Annotated in this window: 9 protein-coding genes; 6 read left to right on the top strand and 3 right to left on the bottom strand. The window is 55.1% G+C overall.

All coding sequences use genetic code 11. The features are described from left to right. The first annotated feature begins 97 nt into the window (after window positions 1-97). From OI69_RS04700 to OI69_RS04675, 6 genes are all read left to right on the top strand, one after another. Window positions 98-14,689 (top strand): Ig-like domain-containing protein, encoded by a 14,592-nt coding sequence (locus OI69_RS04700; RefSeq protein WP_039346744.1) that lies wholly within the window; start codon window positions 98-100, stop codon window positions 14,687-14,689. 134 nt (window positions 14,690-14,823) lie between these two features. Continuing rightward, on the top strand, window positions 14,824-16,245 hold the full coding sequence (locus OI69_RS04695) for a TolC family outer membrane protein (protein WP_080752605.1): 1,422 nt from the start codon (window positions 14,824-14,826) through the stop codon (window positions 16,243-16,245). 39 nt (window positions 16,246-16,284) lie between these two features. Further along, complete coding sequence (locus tag OI69_RS04690; RefSeq protein WP_039346742.1) at window positions 16,285-18,423, top strand: type I secretion system permease/ATPase; 2,139 nt, start codon at window positions 16,285-16,287, stop codon at window positions 18,421-18,423. An 11-nt stretch (window positions 18,424-18,434) separates the two neighbouring features. Further along, the gene (locus tag OI69_RS04685; RefSeq protein WP_039346741.1) at window positions 18,435-19,604 is read left to right on the top strand and encodes an HlyD family type I secretion periplasmic adaptor subunit; all 1,170 of its coding nucleotides are present in this window, start codon (window positions 18,435-18,437) and stop codon (window positions 19,602-19,604) included. Window positions 19,605-20,056: 452 nt separating this feature from the next. After that, the gene (gene pelI / locus OI69_RS04680; protein ID WP_039346739.1) at window positions 20,057-21,100 is read left to right on the top strand and encodes a pectate lyase PelI; all 1,044 of its coding nucleotides are present in this window, start codon (window positions 20,057-20,059) and stop codon (window positions 21,098-21,100) included. Between the two features lie 293 nt (window positions 21,101-21,393). After that, window positions 21,394-22,587: an alpha/beta hydrolase gene (locus tag OI69_RS04675; protein ID WP_039346737.1), complete on the top strand. Its 1,194-nt coding sequence runs from the start codon at window positions 21,394-21,396 to the stop codon at window positions 22,585-22,587. Between the two features lie 180 nt (window positions 22,588-22,767). Here the strand turns inward: OI69_RS04675 and mltB are convergent, their stop codons facing one another. The 3 genes from mltB to OI69_RS04660 all read right to left on the bottom strand — a co-directional run bounded on the left by mltB (window position 22,768) and on the right by OI69_RS04660 (window position 25,880). Further along, window positions 22,768-23,838 carry a lytic murein transglycosylase B gene (mltB, locus tag OI69_RS04670; protein WP_039346734.1) on the bottom strand — a complete coding sequence of 357 codons (1,071 nt, stop codon included), beginning with the start codon at window positions 23,836-23,838 and terminating at the stop codon, window positions 22,768-22,770. 137 nt (window positions 23,839-23,975) lie between these two features. Then, window positions 23,976-24,314, bottom strand: coding sequence for a zinc ribbon domain-containing protein YjdM (locus tag OI69_RS04665; protein ID WP_039346732.1), 339 nt, complete (start codon window positions 24,312-24,314; stop codon window positions 23,976-23,978). 312 nt (window positions 24,315-24,626) lie between these two features. Continuing rightward, a complete protein-coding gene (locus OI69_RS04660) occupies window positions 24,627-25,880 on the bottom strand; it encodes an enolase C-terminal domain-like protein (protein ID WP_039346731.1) in 1,254 nt (417 codons plus the stop codon). Window positions 25,881-26,103: the final 223 nt, after the last annotated feature.

The raw sequence follows: 26,103 nt of genomic DNA, 5'->3' as shown, positions 1-26,103 counted from the left end.
TTTTGGTCGCGCATACACCCGTACTTCTCCCAAACCGCATTCATTCTGCCGGGGGAAGTATGCAGATAATGGTTACAGATAAGTAAGAGGCTACTTCATGTCAGATATGAATATTATCGCGGGAAATGCAGATATCCTGTCACGTCAGGATGGCCAACTCATCAGGACGATTCCAGCCAAAACAACGAATGTCGAGCTACTGGAAAGCAGTACGGTAAGAATCTCTGGCACGCCGGATATCGTGTCTCGCTATGAGCGCGTCGGCGACGATCTTATCTTGCACATGAAAGACGGCAGTACAGTTCGCTATCAACGCTTCTTCACACTGGATGCCGCAGGCTATCACAGTGAACTGGTCTTTGATGATGGCACCCGGCTCATCCATGCACAGTTCTCCGGTGCCGCAGCGGCAGAAGGAGCGGCGCTCGCAGGGGAGGCCGTCGCGCTCACGCCAGAATACGCCATGCTGGGCAATATGGCGTCGTTACTGGTGGGGAGCACCGCTGCCAGCGTAATCTCTGCAACCACGCTAGGCGCTATTCTTGGCGCCGTCGCTATCGGTGGAACCGCCATCGCGGTTGGATCATCAAGCGACGATGACAATACCTCCACCACGCCTACCTCAGCGGAGCCTTTAACCATTAATCCCTTCGCGGGAGACAATATCCTGAACCGTACAGAGATCGGGCAAGCCTATACTCTTAGCGGGAAAACGTCAGGCGTCAACGCAGGGCAAACCGTCACCATCACGTTGAACGGCGTGGTGTATACCACAGAGGTGGCCACCGACGGCACCTGGCAATTGACTCTGCCAGCAGGGACCTTTACCGGACTGGAGGACGGTATTTATGAATTAAAAGTGAGCGTGCCGGGTGCAAATGGCGTGATCCACGAGAAAACGGTCAATCTCACTATTGATACTCTGCCTCCGCATTTAACCGTTGATAAATTTACCGGTGATAATTACCTCACCGTCGAAGAACTGGCAAACGGTCAGATTCTCAACGGAACGGGCGAAGCGGGACAGCAAGTCACCATTACGTTAAATGGAAAAGATTACGTTACCACCATTGATGCGAACGGCAACTGGACCCTGACTCTCCCTGCCGTAGATCTGCGTGCGCTAAGCGAAGGCGAGCACGCCATGTCGTTCACGATTACCGATAACGCCGGTAATATCACCGTGGTTAACCGCACGATTATCGTGGACACGACGCCGCCGGAACTGTCTCTGTCGCCGTTTACCGGAAACAATCTGGTCACCGCGGATGAACTGCAATCTTCACAAGTCGTCTCTGGAACGGCTTCCCTATCGGATGTCGGGCAGATCGTGACAATCACGTTCAACGGCATCACTTACACCACGACTGTGGGCAGCGATGGCGCATGGCATGTTTCAATTCCCTCCGGCGATATGTTGGCGCTGACTAACGGGACTTATAGTCTGGTGGTGTCATTAACCGATAAAGCGGGCAACACCACGACATTGCCACCGCAAACCATCACCGTAGACACCACCGCCGAAGCGGTCAATATCAGCATTGTCTCGGCAGATGACCGTCTGAATGCCGTAGAGGCGGGACAACCGCTGTCAGTCAGCGGGACAACGGCCAACGTTGCTGCGGGGCAAACCGTCACCCTCACACTCAACGGGAAGAGCTACACCACCACCACGGGAGCAGACGGCAAATGGTCTGTTGATATCCCAAGCGCCGACCTGCTTGTCCTGACTGACGGCAGTCATACCCTTACGGCCAGCGTCCAGGGGAGCAGTGGGTCTACCGTCACCGTCGACCACACGCTGGATGTACACATCAATGCTCTCCCGTCCATCACGCTGACACCCCCTTTCGCCGACGGCGTACTAAACGGCATTGAAGCGGCACAGGATCAGGTTATCAGTGGGGAAACCGGGATTAGCGGCCAAGGCCAAACCGTCAGCCTGACGATCGGCGGGTATTACGTTGCCGGAACCGTGGATGCCAACGGACACTGGACGGTCACGATCCCTAAAGACGTGCTGCAAAACCTGCCATCGGATAGCGTCAGCGTACTGGAAATTGTGGTTCGCGATATTGCAGGTAACGAAACCACGGTGACGCAGAATATCAGCGTGGACACGACGCCGCCGACCCTCAGCGTCTCAGCGGTCGCTCAGGATAACGTTCTTAATGGTACTGAGCTGGCCGTCAACCAGTTGGTCAGTGGGACGGCGTCGCTGAGCGAAGCGGGTCGCACGGTTACCGCGACGCTCAGCGGCAAAACCTACGTCACTACCGTCGGCAATAACGGCAACTGGAGCATTACGCTGCCGACGGCCGATTTGGTCGCTATCGCAGACGGTAACCATAACCTGACCATTACGCTAACCGATGCCGCAGGCAACACCGCTACAGTGACGCACCCGCTGACCATCGACAGCGGCAAGACCACCGCCCCGACCATTACCATCAACAACGTCGCCGACGATAACGTCATTGACGGCGCGGAGGCAAAAGTCAGCCAACCGTTGAGTGGGACGACCACCCACGTTGAGGCAGGGCAAGTTGTCACCATTAGCCTGAATGGAAAAACCTATCTGGCTACCGTTCAGTCTGGCGGTATCTGGAGCACCCATGTTTCAACCGCAGATATCGCCCTGCTGGCAGACGGCACGCACAGCATTCACGTTAACGTGACTAACAAAGCAGGCAATGCCGCAAGCGAAAGCCGTGATATCAACATAGACAAATCTGGCGACAGCATCGCCATCAATATTATCGCCAGCGACAACCTGTTAAGCCGAGCAGAATCCCTTCAACCGTTAGCGATCAGCGGTAATACCGCCAACATTCCTGTCGGGCAGACGGTTACCGTCACGCTGAACGGGAAAAATTACACCACGACCATTGCCGCAGACGGCAGTTGGACGCTGCAAATCCCTAGTGCCGATCTCCAGCTTCTGTCAGATGGCGATGCGACTTTAACCGCCAGCGTAACGGTGGCGGGAGGCGCTGCTGTCACCGATGCGCAGACGCTCGGCGTACACATTCATACACTGCCACAGCCAACGATTGATCCCCCATTCGGCAACGGATCGCTGAACGGTGCCGAAGCGCTGGTCAGCCAGACAATAACTGGCCACACCGGCATCAACGGCGCAGGGCAGACCGTCATCTTGTCACTCGGTGGGAAGTCTTATACGGGGACGGTGGATACTGCGGGGAACTGGGCGGTTACCGTACCTGCGGCCGATCTCCAGCAACTACCGGAAGGAAGCAACACGCTATTGGTCACCGCGCAGGATGCCGCCGGCAATCAGGCAGGTAAGACGTTTGTCAGCCATACCGACTTCACCGCCCCTACCCTGACCATGGGCACTCTGGCAGGCGATGACATCATTAATCTGGTCGAATCGCAAAGCGATCAAACCATCAACGGCACCGCCTCAATCAGTGAAGCGGGTCGCACCGTCGTGATCACCTTTGATGGACAGTTCTATACTGGCGTTGTGGGCAATGATGGCAACTGGAGCATCGATTTACCCACCGCAGCCCTACGCGGTATAGCCAATGGCAGCTACACGCTCTCCGCCTCGCTAACCGATGCGGTCGGTAATACCGCCAGCGTCGAGAAGTCCATTACGCTCAACGCCGATCCCGCATTCCATCCGACAATCCTCGTTAACGCCTTTGTTGATGAAAACAACGTCATTACGGCGGCAGACCTTAACGTCAGCCAGCTTCTAACGGGCACCAGTTCGAATGTGGAAACGGGTCAGGTGGCGACGATTGCCTTTAACAATAAACTCTACTTTGCCACTATCCAGCATGGTGGTCACTGGAGTGTAGAAATTCCGGCTGAGCATATGGCTGAACTCAGCGAAAGTACGGTATCTATCTCTGCTCAGGTCACCGATCTGGCGGGTAACGAAGGGACCCATGAAATCAGTTCTTCTATCGATATCAGTAGCGACAGTATTTCCATCAGCATTGTCGCAATAGATAACCATATCAACCGTCTCGAAGCCTCCCAGCCGCTGACGATTTCTGGCTCGACGGTCAACATCACTCCGGGTGAAAACGTTACCGTTACACTCAATGGAAAAACCTATACCAGTACGATTGCCGCAAACGGCAGTTGGAGCGTGATCGTCCCAAGCAGTGACATGCTCGCGTTACCCGATGGCATAACGACTATTACGGCCAGCGCCGCCAATCCCGGCGATATCCCGGTAATCACCACCCGTAACCTGGATATCCATATTAATAACCTGCCACAGCCCACCATTGACACGCCTTTCGGTGATGGAATTCTGAATATCATCGAATCGGCCAGCGAACAAAACCTGACAGGTAAAACCGGCATCAGCGGCGGGGGACAAAGCGTTATCGTCACACTGAACGGTAAAACCTATACGGCAACCGTGGATAATCAGGGGAACTGGAGCGCAGCGATTCCCGCCGCCGATCTGCAACTTCTCCCCAACGGCCTACAGACCATCCACGTAGAGGCGAGCGACAGCGCCAACAATCGCGTGGAGGGCGACCGCAGTATTACCGTCGATCTGGTTTCTCCGCTGCTCACGCTGAAACCGCTGACGGGCGACGGCATGATCAACGCCGCCGAGATCCTGAACGATCAGGTGATCTCGGGTAATGCCCTACAGTCGGATGCCGGACGCCCCGTGATTATCACCATCGACAATAAAAGTTATCAGGCTCAGGTTCAGGCTGACGGTAGCTGGAGTACCGTGCTTCCTGCCGCCGATCTTCAGGCTCTGCCTGACGGTAATTACACCGTGACGGCAACATTGACCAGTGCCGCCGGGAACAGCACCACCAGCACGGGGGCATTAACGTTGGATGCCAGTCCAGCCAACCTGCCTCTGCTCACCGTCAACGTTATCGCGTTTAATAACATCATCGACGGGGGTGAAATCAACGTCGCGCAAGTCATCAGCGGTAGCAGCCTGAATGTCGAGGCTGGGCAGCGTGTGACCGTAACACTCGGCGACAACACCTACATCACGACGGTCGATAGCACTGGCCAATGGCGCGTCAGCGTACCGTCTGTCGATCTCCTTCATCTGGCACAAGGTACGCATACCGTCACGATCGGCACCCACGACGTCAGCGGCAACCCGGCAACGGTCAGTCAGACGATCGCGGTGAATACGTTACTGAGCGGCATCGCCATCGATACCATCGCTGGCGATGACAAACTGAATCAAATCGAAGCGGCGCAAGATCTGATTGTCAGCGGCAGCAGCCAAAACGTAACGGCAGGCACGACCGTCACGATCATGCTGAACGGAAAAAGCTACGATGGCGTGATACAGCCGAACGGTGCGTGGAACATCACTGTGTCTACGGCAGATGTCAGCGCGCTGACCGACGGCACCTCAACGCTTACCGTCACCACGGTAGACAGCACGGGGAATGTATTGAGCAATAGCCGCACGATCGATGTCCTCATTCAAAACAGTCCGTCATTGACGCTGAACACACCGTTCAGCGATGGCATCCTCAATGCCGCAGAGGCTGGCGTTATTCAGACGCTCAGCGGCACAACCGGTATCACCTCACCAGGGCAAACCGTCACGGCCACACTGGGGGGCGTGACCTACACCGGGAACGTTGATGCCGCCGGTAACTGGGCGATTTCACTCCCTGTAAACGATCTGCAAAATTTGCCAAACGGAACCACGGTATTGCAGGTTAGCGTCAGCGATGCCGCCGGAAACAGCCACACCCTGCCTTCCCCGATTACCGTGGCGCTCACCCCGCCGACATTAACAACGGGCAGCATAGCTACTGACAACATCCTGAACAGTACCGAGGTACAAAGCGATCAGCCACTCACTGGCACCACTTCGCCGTCCAACGCGGGGCAAACCGTGACTAGCACGCTGAATGGCAAAACCTACAGCGGCACCGTCGGCAGTGATGGCACCTGGAGCATCACGATTCCGTCAGTGGATTTGAGCAGCTTGTCCGATGGCAATTACAGCATCGTTACCCGTCTGACCGATGTCGCAGGTAACACGACGACGACAACGCAGAGCATTAACGTTGATGCCAGCCCGCTCAATGCCCCCGTCATCATCATTGGTAATTTCGCCAGCAACAACATTATTGACGGGGCGGAAGTCCAGGTCAGTCAGGTGCTTCACGGCACCAGTAAAAATGTGGAGCAAGGCCAGACGGTGACGATTAGCTTTAATAGCAAAACGTATACCGCACAGGTGCTGTCGAATGGAAGCTGGAGTACCACAATTCCAGACACCGACATGACGCAGTTGGTTAACGGGAGTCAGACGATTAGCGTCAGCGTCAGCGATGTTTCGGGCAATACCGCCACCTCCAGCAGCAGCGTGACGGTTAATACTAACGCGAGTGGGTTGTCTATTGCGCCAATTACCGGGGATAACCAGTTAAATGCGCTGGAAGCAGCAAGCGGTATGACGATTAACGGCAGCGCCGTCAACGTCACGCCGGGTACGGATGTCAATGTCATACTCAACGGGAAAACCTATACCGCCACGGTGCAGCCAGACGGCACCTGGAGCGCCAGCATTCAGCCTGCCGACCTGCAAGTGCTGGGAGACGGCATTATCACGGTGCATGTCACGGCAGTCGATCAGGCTGGCAATGCCCTGTCGGGGGCACAGCAATTGGGCATCAGCATCCATAACCCGCCAGTGGCATCGCTGAATATTCCCTTCGGTAACGGCTATCTAAACCTCAGTGACGCACAAACCGCGCAGACACTCTCCGGCACCACGGGGATTCACGCTGTGGGTCAAACCGTCAGCGTCACCCTTGGCAACACCGTTTACGCCGGTACGGTTGACAGCAGCGGCAACTGGAGCCTGCCAATACCTTCGCCTGTTCTGACGGCGCTGGCAGACGGAATACTCAACATTTCCGTTACCGTCAGCGATGCAGCAGGCAATACTTCCACCGTTCAGGGCAGCGTATTCGTGGATTTAACCCCACCAGTGCTGACCATCAACCCGATTGGCACCGACGATATCATCAACATCGCAGAAAGCCTGCTGCCGCTGGAAATCAGCGGTACATCGCCCGTCAACGACAGCGGTCGCCCGATTATTGTCAACGTCACCATCAATGGACAACACTATCAGGGGTTGGCGCAGGCCGATGGAACCTGGAGTGTCACCGTACCCGCTGGCGATCTGCAAAACCTGCCGAACGGCCTCACGGCAATCACCGCCACCTTGACAGATGCGGCAGGCAATATCGGTAGCATCAGCCACTCGATTACGCTGGATACCGATCCAGCTAACGCGCCAACCCTGACGATAGCCACACTGTCAACCGATGATTACCTCAATCTGGCAGAATCGAGCCTGCCACTGACCATCAACGGTAGCAGTCAGCAGGTGGAACAGGGTCAGCAGGTCACTATCACGCTTAACGCTAAAACCTACTTTGCCACGGTGGGGGCGGATGGCCGTTGGAGCGTACAGATTCCCGCCACGGATGTCGGCAACGTGCCGGATGGCAAGCAAACCGTGAGCGCCAGCGTGGCGGATACCAGCGGTAACCCCATTTCGGCGACGCATAGCATTACCGTGATCACCGATACCGCCAACCTGCCGCGCATCACTATCACGACGCTCTCCAATAATGATGTTATCAACGCGCAGGACACCCAATCCGACCTGTTGATCGCTGGCTCAACGACAAATGTTCAGGCGGGCCAGCGCGTTACAGTCACGCTGAATAACCAAACTTATCTGGCGACCGTTGGCGCTGACGGTAACTGGAGCGCAACCGTTCCCGCCAGCGATGTGCAAAATCTGCCGCAGGGCAGTCAGGATGTGGTCGTAACGGTCAGCGACATCGCGCAAAACCCGACTACGGCGACGCATCCGTTTACGGTCGATACTCTCCCACCGCTGCTGTCCATCGACATGCTGGCTGATACCAGCGATATCGGTTTGGCAGAGGCGCTGGCCGGGCTACCGCTGAGCGGCACAGGTGAAGCCGGTCTTCTGGTCACGATAAACGTCGGTACGGCAGTCTATAGCGTCGTTGCCGATAGCAACGGCGTCTGGCAAATCGCTATTGCGGCAAACGATCTGCTGGCGTTGGGCGACGGCGTGAAAACGCTTGAGGCCAGCATGACCGACAGCGCAGGGAATGTCAGCACGACCGGCCTTGATATCACGCTAAAAACGCAATCGCTGCCGACGCTGACGTTGGATCCGCTGTATGACAACAATGTCCTCACCAGTGCGGAACTGGCAACAGAAACGACCATCGAAGGCAGTTACACCCATCTTCCCGTCGGGACGCCCATTCAGGTCACGATAGGCGCTTACACCGTCACGGGCGTGACGCTTGCGGGCGGTCTGTGGAGCGCAACCATTCCTGCTAATGCGCTGAATGTTCTGGCGGATGGTAATGTGCAGGTCAGTGTGACCGCCACCGATAGCGCAGGGAATATCGGCAGTGCAAGCGGTACGCTGGATGTCGTCATCCACACGCAGTTCGCCATCAGCATCGACACACCGTTTGTTGACGGCATACTCAACCAGACAGAAAGTACCGTGGATCAACTGCTGACAGGCGCAACGGGGCTTCTCGATCCAGGTCAAAGCGTGTCGGTCTCCGTCACCAACGGCACGACAACCACCACCTACAATGCCAGCGTCGCGGCAAACGGCCAGTGGAGTGTCACCCTGCCCGCCGCCGATCTGGCCGCATTCGGCGATGGCACACACACTATCAACGTGACCGTCACTGACCATGCGGGCAACACCAGTACAGCAAGCGGAACCTTCTCCAGCGTCATCGTGGGTGTGCCAGTCGCCTCGCTGGATACCCTGTTTGGCGATGGCAAACTGAGTCTGGCTGATGCGCAATCGGGCGCGACGCTATCCGGTCAGACCGGGCTATCCCGCAACGAGGGACAAACCGTATCGGTCAGCATTAACGGCACCAGCGTTCCGGCTACGGTGAACGCCGACGGCAGTTGGTCGTTAGCGCTGGCGAGTCAAACTCTGCTCGACCTGCCGGATGGCTCGGTGAACTTCACGGTCACTGTCACCGATACGGCGGGTAATAGCAGTAGCACCTCGACCACAGCAAATGTGCTGATCGCCACCCAGCCTGCCGCGACCTTGGATCTGCCTTTTGGCGACGGCACCCTCAACGCGACTGAAATTCAGGCCATTCAAACCTTGACCGGTAAGACCGGTATTACCAGTGCAGACCAGGAAGTCACAATTACTGTGACCAATAAAACTACGCTGATAGCCACCACCTTTAGCGCCACTGCGGATGGGTTAGGCGGCTGGTCCCGCGATCTGAGCCTTACCGATCTGGCGATCTTCACCGAAGGCGATTACAGCATCAGCGTCACTGTCACCGACTGGGTGGGCAACAGCAATACCAGCGTTGCGCGCGATGTCAGTGCTGCACTGACGCTACCGACCCCGATTGTTGACGTAAACCCATTTGGTGAAATCCTGAGTAGCGTCGAAGCGGCATCCTCCCTCACCTTCTCTGGTCGCACCCAGATTAGCGGTAATGGGCAAAGCGTGAAACTGGAGATCGATCTTAACGGCATTCGCTACACGGCGACGGTGGATAACAACGGCAACTGGTCGGTAACGCTCCCACAAAATGCGTTGAACTCGCTGAGCGATGGTCAACATACCATCACGGTGACCGCGACCGACGCGGCGGGCAATATCGGCTCTACGCCGATATTGTTTACCAGCGACTTCACACCACCAGCCATCACGTTGAATCCCCCATTTGGCGACGGTTACCTGAGTATCGCGGAAGCGGGCACCCTGCTGGGCAGAACGTTGAGCGGTAACGCGGGGGATGCCCAAAGCATGACGCTGACGCTTGGCGGGCAAACGCTCACCGTGCAGCTTAACAGCGGAGTCTGGACCGCTGAGTTGACGTCAGCCCAGCTTAGCCTGCTTGCTGACGGCACACACCCCATCGTGATCACCGCAACGGATAGCGCAGGTAACACCACCACGCTGAACTCTGAAGCGACTATCGCGCAAACGGCACCGACACTTAGCATTACCGCCTTTGCCGGGCTGGATGGCCTCAGCTATGCAGAAAGTCGTGTCGCACAAATCGTCAGCGGCACCGCCACCGGGCTGGAGGTGGGGCAAAATGTGACCGTCAGCCTGAATAACGTCAATTACACGGCGAAAGTGCTTGCTGACGGCACCTGGGGCACCGCCATTCCTTCAGCCGCGCTGCAAGTTCTGGCGAATACGACGTACACCATCACGGCCAATGCGACGGACAACGCGGGTAACCCAGCGGCACCAGCCAGCGTGCCATTCAGCGTCAATCTGACACAACCGCCATCAACGATGGTGATCGACACAATAGCAACCGACGACATCATCAACGCCGCAGAGAAAAGCGGTAATATCACCATCTCTGGCCAAGTGTCTAGCCAGCCGATGGGCCTGATAACCGTGTTAATCGGGGGCGTACCCGTTATTGGCTTAATCAGTGCCGATGCCAATGGCGACTGGGAAACCACCATTGCCGCCAGCGACTATTTCACGGCTGATGGTAATGTGAACGTCACCGCATACGTAACAGCATTTCCGCTAATAACCGACACCAAAACAGTACTGGTCGATACCATCGCGCCTACGTTGGATATCGTTGCGTTTGCGGGTGATAACGTGCTGAACGGTAAGGAAATCAGTACCGCACAAACGATTACGGGAACCGCCTCCACGACGGAGGCCGGTCAGCTCGTCAGCGTAGTGCTGAATGGAAAAACCTACACGGCTCAGGTTTCGTCAACTGGGATCTGGAGTACGAGCGTCCCCGCCGCCGATCTGGCAGCGTTGGCCGATGGCAGCTATACCCTTACCGCGACGCTCGCAGACGCCGCGGGAAATACCACAACGAGTACGCAGGTCGTCACCGTCGATACGGCCACCCCGTTACTGAGCGTAAACCTGTTCGATGACAATATCCTGACGCTGGCTGAAGCGTTGGCGGGAGGAGAGATCTCGGGGACGGGTAAACCCGGCGCGACAGTGACGCTCGTCGCCGGGCCGTTAACCGGTTCAGCTACCGTCGACCTTGATGGCACGTGGACCATTCCGGTGCTCGCGCTCGATCTGCAAAGCCTGATTGACGGGCCGCAGGTCATCGGCGTGACGCTGACCGATACCTCAGGCAATAGCACACACCTTGATGTCACATTGGATGTCGCGCTAAACCAGACGCTCGGCGCTGGGATTACCGATATCTTCGGTAACGATGGCATCCTCAATCTGGCCGAATCGCTGGTGACGCAGGTGATCAGCGGTACAGCCACAGGGGATTATTTAGGCGCGAAAGTCCAGGTCACCGTGTTGGGTACGACAGTGGAAGGCAACGTCGGCGCCAATGGCGTCTGGAGTGTGTCGCTGCCGCCGACGTTACTCGGTGTATTAGGTGATGGGTTGCTACAGTTGAATGTCGCGATTGTCGATTCGCACGGCAATGTGAAGAACGAACTGATTGATATCGATGTCCTGAAATCCCTGCCAGTCATTAATTCCGTCGTGGCCTTCACGGATGGCACGCTGAATGCGGCGGAAGCCGCGACCAGCCAGATTATCAGCGGCGTAGTCAGTAATGTGGATATCAGCGCAGGCGCCAGCGTCAGCGTGACGCTGGGCAACAAGGTTTACACCGGAATTAGCGTCGGCACAGGCGGAGCCTGGAGTCTATCCGTTCCCGCTCTTGATTTGCAGGCCTTGCAGGATGGTACGCTGGCGCTGGGCGTCACCGTCATCGACCATGCCGGAAACATCGCAAGCCAAACGATAGATATCCCGGCGATTATTAAAAATCTGCCGAGCATTACGCTCAACCCTGCCTTTGGCGATAGCCTACTGAATCTGGCTGACCTGCTGGTCAACCAATCCCTCAGCGGTACGGCGACCGGTCTGGCGGGCAGAACCATTACGCTCAGCATTGCAGGTTCACACATCGCCACCGCGACCGTCGGTTCCGATGGCAAGTGGAGTGCGACCGTCACCCCGAGCGTGTTGGGTATTCTGCAAGGCTTGGGCAGTGGAGATTTCACCGTCAGCGCCACCGCGACGGATAGCGTAGGCAATAGCACCAGCGGCAGCGTCGGCATTAAATTCGATTTCGCCCAGCCCGTGATTACGCTGAATCCGCTATTTGGCGGCGATGGCTTCCTCAACGCGGCAGAAGCACTGGTCGCGCAGACGATTAGCGGTGTCGCCACGAATTCGGCGCTGGGATCGCAGGTGACAGTGACGCTCGGGGGTAAAACGTTCCTGTCCACCGTTGGCGCGAATGGCGCATTCAGCCTGACGCTGCAACCGTCCGATCTCAGCGTGTTAGCCGATGGCAGTGCGACGCTCGGAGTGTCCATCACCAATGCTGCCGGCAACACGAGCACGGTGAGTAACGTAATCAATATCATTGCCAAAAACCTGCCGACAATTGGCCTGGGATCGCTGTTTGGCGGCGATGGCTTCCTTAACGCCGCAGAATCGGTACTGACGCAGACGATTAGCGGCACCACCACCAACGCGGCGGCGGGATCGTCCATCGTCATACGTATCGGCACGCTGACGCTCAATGCGACCGTTGGCAATGACGGCACCTGGAGCGCCAGCGTCACACCGCTGCAACTGTCCGGTCTGGCCAACGGCAACCTCACCGTCAGCGCGACGGTCACCGATCCGGCAGGCAACAGCAATAGCGTTAGCGCCGGTCTCAATGTAGCCATATTGCCGCCGACCATCACCCTTGACCCGTTGTTCAATAATGGTGTGTTGGATCTCAGCAGCTTGCTGAGCGCCCAAACCATCAGCGGGACGACAACCAACGTGCCTTCAGGCACTGCGATCAGCGTCACGCTGGGTAGCAAGACCTACACCGCCACGGTCGGTACAAACGGCGGTTGGAGCCTGCCAATCCCAAGTCTCGATTTAAAATCCCTGGTGGATGGCGTCACTAATGTCGGCGTTCGTGTGGTGGATGCGGCGGGTAACGTGGGAGAAACCACCAGCGTACTGAACGTCATTATCAATGCGTTGCCCACGCTCGCGATTAACCCATTGTTTGGTGGTGACGGCCTGCTGAACGCGGTAGAAGCCGCCACCAGTCAGGTGATCAGCGGAACCAGTACCAATGCTGTCGGTTCTACCGTTCAAATCACGCTGGGCAGCAAGACGCTATCCGCCGTGGTGCAAAGCAACGGCACCTGGTCGGTCAGTCTGTCCCCTCTCGATCTCGGCGGTCTGGCTGACGGCACGCTTTCCCTCAGTGCTTCTCTGACCAACGCGGCAGGAAAAACCACCAGTGCGGGCGTGTCGGTCGGTGTGGGTATCCATGCATTGCCAACCGTCAGCCTTGGCTCCCTGTTTGGCGGAGATGGCTACCTGAATCTGGCCGAAGCAGGCATAAATCAGCTCATCAGCGGAACCACAACCCATGCCGCAGGCGGTAACGTCACGCTGACCGTCGGCGGGCTAGTACTCAGCGCCACTGTCGCCAGCAATGGCACCTGGAGCATCAGTGTACCAAGCGCCAATTTGCTCAACATCGCGGATGGCAACTTGTCCATCGGTGTCACCGTCACGGATCGCTACGGCAACACCAATAGCGTCAGCGGCAGTGTGATCGTGAAAACCCACCAGTTGCCGCAATTAGGCATTGATGCAGTGGGGTCGCTGATTGGCAACACCGTTGGGCTGTTGGCGAACGGCGTCACCGTCAGCGGAACCTCACGCTATGTGCAGCAAGGAGCCAAAGTAACCGTCACACTGCTCGGCCAGACGCTACAGGGTACGGTGGGAGCGGATGGAACATGGAGCGCGCACTTCAGCAGTTCGCTGTTGGGGATTAACGTCTTCAACGTGGGATCGATTTTGACCGCGCTGCTGGGAACCGCCGTGGAAGCCTCCGTCACCGATGAGGCAGGTAACTTCACCGGGGTGTCGGCGGGCTTAACGTCTGGCATCGCGATTGGATTACCGCTATTGAGCACAGCGGCAGTGGACGTTGACGATAGCAGCGTGGCTCAGGTTGCCTCACTCTCCAGTGAATCACTCGATACCGGTGCCGATGTGCAGTCCCTGAGCGTCAGCGCAAACGTGTCAGCAGCGGCGCTCAGTGAGACAACCACCATCGACAACAGCACCAGTACCGACGTGGAGGACAGTGTGTATGCCATTGGCGGCGTCGTTATCAGTCTGGCCGACGGCAGTGTGCAAACGGGTATGGAGGTTGAAGGCAGCGACGGCGACGATCTGATTACGCTTTCAACGCTCGACTTTACCCGGATCGACGGCGGGGACGGCATTGATACGCTGGTACTGAATGGCACCGAACTCAATCTGGACCTCACCGTGCTGGGGCTGAAAGTCGATAACGTGGAAATCTTCGATTTAGGCCAAAACGGTGCCAACAGCATCACGCTGGATCTTGACCGCGCCCTGAACATCACCGACCAGCCAGAGGACGATCTGCGGATCGTCGGGGGTGAAGGAAATCAGGTGAACCTGATTCCGGGCGAAGGGGCCTGGAGCACGGTAGGACAGCGCGATATCGAGGGGCAGCGCTTTGATGTCTACCATCATTCATCATTGGGTAATGCCAACAGTCTGGGGGATGTGCTGGTGCAGCAAGGTCTGCTCGTCAATATGGTGTAACGGTGTTTTAAGCCTCAGCCGCACGGACGCGGCGCAAGCGGTTCGTTAAGGCTGATACCGACGAAGAAGCCGCATAGCGGCATAAATAGCCGCAAAGGCACTAAAACAAAGAGTAATGAAAACAGGGGCTATTGATGTACAACCCATTTTTTAGCAGAGACACATTTTTTCTGCGTAATCGTACTTTTTTGACTCACACATCACGCCACACACCGCATTATGTGCTGGCGATCGGGTTGGTCTGCGGGGGGCTTTCCTTTTATAGTCCACCGACGCTCGCTCAGGCTGTCGCGTTTGACTGGTCAGCCGCGCCGACAGAACAGCAGATAGGTAGTTTGGATCTCAAACAGGCTATTCTGCGCGCGTTTGCACGCAACCCGCAAATCGCCCAGGCGTCAGCGCAAATTCGCGTCGGCGAAGCCGATCTGCGCGTCGCACAAAGCGCCTGGTTCCCGCAAATCGGCCTGAACAGCAATGTCGGCCGATCCGGTCAAAGTGATACCAGCGGTACGACAAGCAACAATTCCACGGCGGGCATCACGCTGAAACAGCTCCTGTACGACTTTGGTAAGACGGGCGGTAGTATTGATGAGCAGCATAGCCTGTCAGATGCCTACCGCTATCAGCTCTACGGCGTGATGACTACGGTTGGTCAGCAAACCTTACTGGCCTATCTGAAAGTCAAACGCTATCAGGAATTGGGGCAGGCAGCGGAGCGTAACCTCACGTCGCTCAGTCAGGTCAAAGACATCGCGACGCTCCGTTCTGAGGCGGGTCTTAGTACGCAATCCGACACGTTGCAGGCGGAAACCCGAATCGCCGGAATGCGAGCCACGCGGGAACAATACCGGGCGCAGGAACGCTCTTCGCTGGCGCAACTTAGCGTGTTGACGGGCGTCCTCCCGACCGCCCTGCCCGACTTACCCCATGCGTTACTGCAACAAAAGATTACGCTTAAGACGCTCCCCTATCAGCAAAGTAACGCGGTGTTAAGCGCACAGTCCAAGCAGGAAGCATCGCGCCACCGGATTCGTCAGGCGCAAGCCCAGCACTGGCCAACCATTGCCGTGCAGGCAGGGCGTACCCGCCATGAAACCGACAGACGTCATTATTGGGATGACCAGCTACAGCTCGTGGTGGAAGCCCCGCTTTATCAGGGCGGTGCCGTCAGTGCGCGCGTTGATGCCGCGTCAGGTACGCGTGAAGCGGCACAGGCCGAAGTCGAAGCGGCGAAACTGGATATGAACCAGAAAGCCTCAACGGCCTACGCCGATCTCATCGGTGCGCAACAGCGTGAAAAAGCCAGTCAGCAGCAAATCACCAGCGCGACCTACACCCTCAACGTTTATCAGGATGAATACAAACTCGGTAAACGCAGCCTGAATGACCTGCTCAGCGTTGAACAGGACGTCTTGCAGGCTGAAACCTCACGTATCGGTGCGTTATATGACGGTTGGGAAGCGGCGGTTAACTATGCGGCTGCCGTTGATAATCTGCTGGATATGCTGGGTATTGAGCGTCATCAGGCCAGTGGCGAAACGCTCCCGTCGCTGTAAGTCGGTTTACCCGCTGGATAAAAACAGGCAGGAATGTGAATGACACAAGTTACCCAAACTGAAACCTGGATTGCCGCGATGGCGCGCGCCGCCGCTCACTATGGACAGATGGTCGATATCCAATCGGTACGCCAGCAAATGCGCTGGTACGAACAGCAGCCTATTGCTCGCCAGTTAGAGCAAATCAGCCACCTGATGGGGCTGAGCATCAGCCTGCGGCACACAGAGAAGATCCACTGGCGCAACAAGATGTTACCGGTATTGGTGGAAACCGACGCTGGCGACGTGATCGTCATCGAATCCTTGAATAATGAAGGCATCGCAACCTATTGGCTGAATGACGGCGGCGACCTTCAGCGTCAGGCCACACTGACCGAACTGCTCACGTCCAGTCAGGGAATGATCGTGTTAGTCGGCATCGCGGAGCGAGGGCGCGATGTTCGCATCGATGATTTCGTCAAACCGTACCGTAAGCACTGGTTCTGGCAACATTTTCTCGGTGCCAAACGGCAGATCGGGGAAATCTCTCTCGCCTCTATCGTGGGGAACGTTCTGGCATTGGCGGGGATCCTGTTTTCCATGCAGGTGTATGACCGCGTCATTCCGGCGCAGTCGATCCCGACGCTGTGGGTGCTCTTTTTCGGCGTACTGCTTGCCGCCGCCTTAGAGTACGCCATCCGCTTATCGCGCACCATCGTCTCCGATTTAATGGGCAAGAGTATCGATCTGAGCGTATCGGGTATGCTGTTCGCCCGCGCGCTGGCGATAAAAAATGAGGCGCGGCCGAAGTCTACCGGCTCGTTTATTTCGCAGTTGCGGGAAATCGATCAGGTGCGAGAACTGCTGACCTCGACGACCGTCGGCGCGGCCGCCGACATGCCGTTCGTCTTTCTTTTCCTCGGTATCATGGCGATGATCGGCGGGCCGCTGGTGCTGATCCCCTTGCTGGCGATCCCACTGATTGTGATCCCCGGCCTAATGCTGCAATGGCCGATGGCGAAACTCGCCAAAGAGGGCATGCGCGAAAGCGCCTTGCGTAATGCGGTGCTGGTCGAATCCATCGAAGGCATCGAAGATATCAAAGCGTTACAGGCCGAACCCTATTTCCAGCGCCAGTGGGAACAGACACACGAGGTCAGCGCGTCAATCGGGATGAAGCAGCGCGTCTGGGGGGCGCGGCTTAGCGGCTGGGCCTCGACCGTCCAGCAACTCACCTATGCCGGTATGCTGGTGTTCGGCAGCTATCTGGTGCTGGCGGGCGATATCACCACCGGTACGCTGGTGGCCTGTAGCCTGCTTTCTTCACGTACCATCGCCCCGCTCATGCAGTTGACCATGGTGTTTTCCCGCTGGCAGCACGCCAAAACCGCCATGACCGGGCTGGATGACATCCTGCAAAAACCGCTGGATCGGCCGGAAGCCAGTAAAATGGCGCACTGCCCGATCCTTCAGGGGCATTTCCAGTTCCACAACGTGCAATACAGCTACGATCCCGAACAGGGCGATGCCGCCTTGCAGATCGGCAAGCTGGATATCAAACCGGGAGAAAAGGTGGCGCTGCTGGGTAAAGTCGGCGCGGGCAAATCCACCCTGCTCAAGCTGCTTGCCAATCAGGCTACGGCGACGCGCGGCAAGGTCATTATTGACGGTGTAGACATCAGCCAGATCGATCCGGCAGATGTTCGCCGCCAGCTCGGGTTTCTGTCACAGGATTCACGCCTGTTCTTCGGCAGCCTGCGGCAAAACCTGATGCTCGGTAACCCGCACGCCACCGAACAGGAACTGTTACAGGCGCTGCGAATTAGCGGCGCGCTCAGCGTGATCCAGCAGGATGCCGCCAGTCTGGATCGGATTATTCATGAAGGTGGACGCGGTTTATCTGGCGGTCAGCGGCAGATGATCCTGCTGAGCAGGATGCTGTTGCGCAATCCTCAGATTGTGCTGCTGGATGAACCCACCGCCTCGATGGACGAACAGTTGGAACGTCATGTGATTCACCAGCTAAGCAGTTGGCTGACCAACCGCACATTGGTACTGGTGACGCACCGACCCGCGCTGCTCAAGCTGGTTGACCGCGTGATCGTCATGGAAGGTGGACGCATCGTGGCAGATGGCCCGCGTGACCAGATATTGAAAGCAAGCAGCAAACCGACAAATACCGCACAGAGCGTGGCGTAAGGGGAAACATAATGAGTAGTATTACGATCCATGATGACCTCAAACGCCAGGGGCGGCGCGTATCCGCCATTATCTGGCTCAGCCTGCTGGGGCTGATCGTCTTTTTCATCTGGGCGACCTTCGCCGTGCTGGATGAAGTATCCGTCGGGAGCGGCAAAGTCACGCCCTCGACCCGTGCACAGGTGATTGAAAGTCTTGATGGCGGGATCATCGGCCACCTCTATGTCCAGCAGGGCAATGTCGTAGAGAAAGGTCAGGTGCTGGCACAACTGGATATTAATCGCTTCCAGTCCGTCTACGGCGAAGCCTTCTCCCGCGTGCAGACCCTGCGGGCCTCCGCCGAACGTCTGCACGCCGAGCTTAGCGGCGAGCCGCTGACGTTCAGCGCGGATACCCTGAAAGAACCGGCGCTGGCCGCACGCGAACGTCGGCTCTATGAATCACGTTTGCGCAATCGCGATGAAACGGTCGCCAATCTGCAACAATCCATGCGGCTGGTCGAGCAGGAGCTACGCATGACGGAGCCGCTGGTGCAGCGCGGTGCCGCCAGCGCCGTGGAAGTGATTCGGTTACGCCGCCAGATTAGCGAAATACGCGGAAAAATTGACGAAGCGCGCAACCAATACGCCGTGCGGGCGCAGGAAGAGCAGGTCAAAAACAACGCCGATCTGGAAGCACAGCGGGAAGTCGTCAGCGGGAAAGCCGATCAACTCAAGCGCGCGACCATCACATCCCCCGTACGCGGTATTGTGAAGGACATTCAGGTCACCACCGTTGGCGGCGTACTGCAACCGGGCGGCAAGCTGATGGAGATCGTCCCGCTGGAAGATCAGTTGCTGATCGAAACACGCATCAACCCGCGTGACATTGCCTACATCCGACCGGGTTTGCCCGCTACGGTAAAAATTACCGCCTATGACTCCTCCATCTACGGCAACTTAACGGGCGAGGTTGAAAGCGTGTCCCCTGATACCCTTCAGGACGAGGTCAGGCGCGATCAGTTTTATTATCGGGTTTATGTGCGCACCACGCAGGCAGAGCTAACCAACAAAGCGGGGGAAACCTTCCCGATCGTGCCCGGCATGGTCGCCAACGTCGAGATAAAGACCGGTCAGAAAAGCGTGCTGGATTATCTGATTAAACCGCTGAACAAAGTGAATGAAGCCCTGCGTGAACGTTAAGCCACCTACGCAGGTATGCGTGGGTATAGATTAATACCAGCATTCAAAATGGCAAAGGAAATAGCGCTAATGGGATAGTCTCTTCATTATCACCAGAAAATTAAATGATGCATCAACAGATGTGTGGAAACAAAAGGAATCCCGTCACGTATTACCGTCGGCGGGTTGTATGATTCCCTCATCTTCACAACATTCATTTTTCTTATTTATTAATGAGGACTCTCCAAATAATCATCAGAAAATGATTGAGATAAAAATTATAAACAAGAAAATAAATTAAAAATAAATAATCACCAAATAAATTAAACCCCCACCTAAATATCAACAATTTTTATTAATTATTATTTATTTGACACACTTTATTATATAATCCCCCCCGATGCGCTAGGACTCCCTCTTTATCTTCTTAAATAAAGAGAAAAAATATCCGTTTAATTTACAAGGAAAAACACATGTTTAAGTATTTAACACCGATATTTTTATGTACTGCTGCTTTTTCTTTTCAGGCTCAGGCTGATAACACCATGTTGATGCTGCTGAAAAAAGATAATGCCACCTATTTAAGCTGGTCTACCGATGCAGGCAACGTTGTGCGCCAGGACGTGTATCGCAATACCAGTAATATTCAAGCTGGCAGCGAAAAAATTGCAGAACTCAACTCCACCGACAGAACCTTTACGGATTTAACGGCTAATCCAACGTCGGAATATTGGTATTGGGTAGATACCGTTAGCGGCAATAATAGCGTCCTGAAATCTAATGCTGCATCAACAGCGCCAGCACCATTACGTGCCACTGCGCTTAAGGCAGCCAGTTCAGAATGTAAAGCAGGCGCGGTGATCAAAGATAAAACCGTCGACTGCGGCGGTATTACTCTGGGCCTGAGCTGTAAAGGCGACAGCGATAGTCAGCCTCCGGTTATCACGCTGGAAAATGCCACCATTAAAAACCTGCGTATCGCCGAGAAAGGCGGTTCTGACGGTATTCACTGTAAATCAGGCAACTGCCGTATCGAAAACGTGATCTGGGAAGACGTTTGTGAAGATGCCGCGACCAACAACGGCAAAACCATGACCATCGTCGGCGGTGTCGCACATAACACCACCAATGGTCCTGGCGGCAAGCCGGACAAAGTGCTGCAACAAAATGCGAAAAATAGCCACACTATCGTACAGGGTAACTTCACCCTGACCGGTCAACACGGCAAACTGTGGCGTTCTTGCGGTGACTGCACCAACAACGGTGGTCCACGTAACCTGACCATCATTAGCGCAACCGTTAACGGCACCATTGACAGCATCGCGGGCGTAAACCGTAACTTTGGCGATGTCGCTGAAATTCGCGATCTGCGCATTAAAGGCTACAAAGAGGGTAAACCGCCTGTCTGTGAAGAGTTCAACGGTGTAGAAAAAGGTAAAGGCAAATCTGAGAAACACGGCGAATACTGGGATACCAAGAACTGCAAAGTCAGCCGTTCAAACGTTAAAGCTCTGTAAGTCTTTTAGCAGAGCCCACATCTAATTTAATATTTCCTCTGGGGTTCTGACGCATCCATCGTCAACAGACCGTACAATAATGCACGGTCTGTTGCATTTTCATCCCTGCGACAACTCGGTTTTACGCTTTTCAATCGCCTCCCCCCACCAGACTTCACCCTTCGGGATGTGGTGCAAGACCGTCATCAGCGCGTTAAGCAATCTGCATGATCAATAACGTCAAATATAGTATTGTCGAAACGCCATATCTCGTTAGTTTTCAGATTGATGTTACCAGCAGGCAAGGAGCATAAATGACAATAGACGTATTCCGGTTCGTTCCGTGGGTAGTCTGGCAGCGGGTGATGGCCTGCTTGTTGGCCCTCATCGGCGTGATCGTCATGGCTGGATGTCATAGCACCCCACGCGATATCGCCCCATTAGGACAAACGTCATTCGCGCGTTACCAGCAAGACACGACACGTTGGGTAGCACAACATCGCGCCTTCCAGACCACGGATAAGCAATTGGAATTACGTTGGAATACGCCGAATGAAATTCGCCCTCTCGGCCAGCCTCGCAAAGCGATTTTGCTGGTGCATGGGCTGGGGGATTCTCCGGGTTCATTTACCGACGTGGCACCGCAATTGGTCGAGCAAGGATTTTTGGTGAGAACGGTGTTGCTACCGGGTCATGGCACCCGCCCATCGGATCTGTTGCACGTCACCATAGACGACTGGCGCAAAGTGGTTGCCGAACAAGCCACGATCCTCAGCAAAGAGGTCGATGAGGTTTATCTGGGCGGCTTTTCCACCGGTGGCAATCTGGTACTGGAATATGCCTTACAGCACCCGAAAATCAACGGGCTGGTGTTATTTTCCCCTGCGATTAAATCCAACGAAAAATACGATTTCCTGACCCCGCTGCTGTCCGTATTTACCGACTGGCTGATACCGCCACGCCCCGGCTTTCCACAACAGTTGGCAACCCGCTATATGCGCGTGCCAACCAACGGGTTCGCCCAATATTATTATTCCAGCAGCGGCGTGCGTTCACTGCTCGCCAAAAAACCTTATGACAAACCGGTGCTCATCGTGCTGGCGGAGCATGATTCCGTTGTCGATACCGCTTATGTTGTCAATGCGTTCGATACGCAGTTTACCCACCCGTCCAGCCGCCTGATCTGGTATGGCGATCGCCCCGCTGGCGTCCATTCCTCACGCGTTTTGGTGCGAACGGGTTCGCTGCCCGAATGGCGTATCAGCCAGTTCTCGCATATGTCGCTTCTGTTTTCCCCAGAAAACAAGCAATACGGTAAAACCGGTGCGATCGTCATTTGCGCCAACGGCCTACCCCTGAACGACCTGAAACTCTGTCAGGATCGCAGTACATTGTGGTATTCCGACTGGGGATACGTAGAAAACGGGAAAACCCATGTGCGTCTGACCTTTAACCCCTATTTCGACTGGCAAAACCAAATCATGGCCAGCGTACTGCGCGCGCAATAACCTATCGATAACAGAAGGAAGCTCAAGCCTGGGCACATATACCCTTACATAACATGGAGTTAGTCTTATAGAACGGTGTGAATGCATCTCTGTACGCTTGAGTGGCCCAGAGGTGAATCTCATCCCTGAGATTCACCGTTTTAGGACGACCAACACCAAACAACAGATACCGTAGGCGTTCTAACGCGCGCGACCTACGGCCTCACCAAGTTGCCACACCGCCATCGCATAGTGCGTGCTGTGATTGTAGCGCGTGATGGTGTAGAAGTTCGGCAAGCCGTACCAATATTGATAGCCTGTGCCAATATCCAACCGCAACAGGCTAGCTTCGCTATATCCTGCCAGTGAATGCTGAGGCGTTAATCCCGCCGCCTGGAGTTCAGTCAGCGAATAGCGGGTATTAAAACCGTTCGCCAGCAGCGGTGCCTGACCGTTAGCCTGAACTGCCACAGGTGCGCCCTTCACCCAGCCATGCGCTTTGAAGTAGTTGGCTACGCTGCCAATGGCATCGACCGGATCCCACAGATTCGTATGCCCGTTGCCATCGAAATCTACCGCGTAGCTTTTGAAGGATGAAGGCATAAACTGCCCGTAGCCCATCGCCCCCGCATAAGAGCCGCGCAAGCTGAGTGGGTCGTTGCCTTCATTACGCGCCATCAGCAGGAACGTTTCCAACTCGCCTGCAAAGTAATCGGCACGTCGCGGGTAATCGAACGCCAGCGTTGCCAAGGCATCAATGATGCGCGTTTTCCCCATCACCCTACCCCAGCGCGTTTCAACACCGATAATCCCGACGATGATCTCAGGCGGAACGCCATAGATGTTCTGAGCGCGCTGCAATGCATCCTGATATTGATTCCAGAACGCCACGCCGTTCTGCACGTTGTCTGGCGTAATAAACTGGTTGCGATAACGACTCCAGGCACCATTCGGCCCTGAAGGCGGCCGCGATGTCGGGGCTTGTTTATCCATCAGACGGATCACCCAATCCAGACTTTTTGCCTGCACCAGCACATCGTGCAGTTGCTGACGATTAAAACCGTGCTCTAGCACCATTTTATCGACAAACCGTGCGGTAGCCGGATTGGTGGCAAAATCACCGCCTAACGGATGCACATTGTGCGCGGGTTCAAGCAGGAAACCGCCTTTAAAAGGATTACCTGAAGGCGCTTCTGCGGGAGGAGGAGCAGGCTGACTGCTACAGGCAGAGAGTAAAACGAGCAGAGGGAGAAAACGAGCCAAATGACGCATCAGATATCCATATAGCCAGGTAAGAAATCAATACAGGCTATGGTAAAGGATTGTCTGGTGTGAAAAAACCAGCCAGAGATGAAAAAATGCGGCACGCCGAGCAAATGAGGCTCGGCGCACACCTCATCACACCCGAATCAGTTCTTCTTAACAAACTCGGATTTCAGCTTCATCGGCCCGAAACCGTCGATTTTACAATCAATGTTGTGATCGCCTTCCACCAGACGAATACCCTTCACGCGAGTACCCATTTTCAGCGGCGTCGAACTGCCTTTTACTTTCAGATCTTTAATGACCGTCACCGTATCGCCATCTGCCAGCAGGTTGCCGTTAGCATCTTTTACCACTAAACCGTCATCCTGCGCCGCTTCATCGGTTGCCGACCACTCGTTCCCGCATTCAGGGCAGTTAAACATTTCACCTTCTTGCCAGGTGTATTCAGAACTACATTTAGGACAATGAGGTAACTGCTGCATGATAAACTCCTGAAAAATTCACAATAAAAAAGCAATAAATATCATTGGGTAACTGCCATAATTTCGCTATTTTACCCTTTTGTGCATATTTTTGATAGTGAAGCAGAGCTTATTGCAACTTTACCGCCCGTCAGAGAGCGTACCGCATCAGGGGCAGAGAAGTACCAATCACATCGATTTTCTTAAGCCAATGGCCCCCCACCGACAGTATCGATGGGAGGATGTAGCGAATCCGCGTGGGGGAACGCATCAAACATCCCAGTATTAAAAACTGGGATGTCATGACCGTGTTTATCCGGTAGGCAAGCGGGACTACGGTCTGGATGCGGTGCCGTCAGGAGTACGCGCCATTGTCCAGGATGGAATGCCGCCTTCACACGGGTATTTCGCCGCTTTGGCTTCATCAATATCGATGCCGAGACCAGGCTTGTCATTCACGTAGGCATAGCCCTGATCAATCTCCGGGCAACCGGGGAAGACATCACGTAGCGCATCATTCATCGGCGTATATTCCTGAATGCCGAAATTAGGCGAGCTTAAATCGAGGTGCATGTTCGCACAGACACCGACCGGAGAGATATCGCCCGGACCATGCCAGGCGGTACGCACGCCATTTAGCTCGCTGTAAACGGCCAGTTTCTTCGCCGGGGTGATACCGCCAATCGTGCTGACGTGGCAGCGGATGTAATCGATCAGTTTGTTGTCGATGAGCGGTTTCCATTCATTCACGTTCACAAACAGTTCCCCCATCGAGATTGGCGTGGAAGACTGCTGGCGCAACATCTTCAACCAGTCGATGTTTTCCGGTGCCACCGGATCCTCAAGGTAGAAAAGTTGATATTGTTCCAGCGTTTTCGCCAGATTGATGGCGGTTACCGGGGTTACTCGCTCATGAACATCGTGAATAAATTCAATACCAAAGCCCAGTTTATTGCGTAAATGGTCAAACAGCCGCGGCACACTTTTCGCGTACGCATCGGGGTCAAAATAGATCCCCGGCGTTTTGCTGCGGGGGGAGCGCTTAGGCTGGATATTTTTCGCCCGTGCCAGTTGGGTGGCAATCAATTTTAAATCATCAGTTCCCGCACCACCGTACATGCCCATCTGACAGCGTACATACTGGTAGCCCTCTTCCATTCTGGCACGGATATTGTCTTCCACTGCAACTTCATCACCACCATCAGTATGGCAATAGAGTGGAATGCCATCACGGCATTTTCCCCCCAGTAAATCATAGACTGGCATGCCCGCCAGCTTACCTTTGATGTCCCAGAGCGCCATGTCTACGCCCGACAGCGCATTATTCATAATTGGCCCGTTACGCCAGTAACCGCTGACCGCACCCGATTGCCAGATATCCTCAATGCGAGTGGGATCTTTGCCAATCAGAAAGGGGGCCATGTATTCATCAATAGCGCTTTTTACCGCGAAGATGCGTTGGGTAAATGTTGCACAACCCAGGCCATATAGCCCCGGCTCGTTGGTTTCAACCTTCACGACGGCCAAATCAATGCCACCGGGGGCCGTCAGAATCGTTTTTACGTTGGTGATCTTCAGATTACTCACTTTAACTCCTCAATTCAGCACATTAACGGTATGCCATATCGTCAGATGACATCCTGTAATTTATAAGTTGTCCTACAAATTTACGTTGTTATATCACGATTGACACCTGAAGGAACTGTCAAGACTTAGTTTTGTGACCGTGATCAAAATAGTATTCCTTAAAATAATTTAAATCAATAAAAACAATAATTTGATTTATTAACCCTTTACCTATCACTCTTTG

Origin of the sequence: Pectobacterium fontis (genome assembly GCF_000803215.1) — a bacterium.
Classification (GTDB): Bacteria; Pseudomonadota; Gammaproteobacteria; order Enterobacterales; family Enterobacteriaceae; genus Pectobacterium; species Pectobacterium fontis.
The sequence above is the reverse complement of the archived record's forward strand: the minus strand, read 5'-3'. Positions and strand labels throughout refer to the sequence as shown.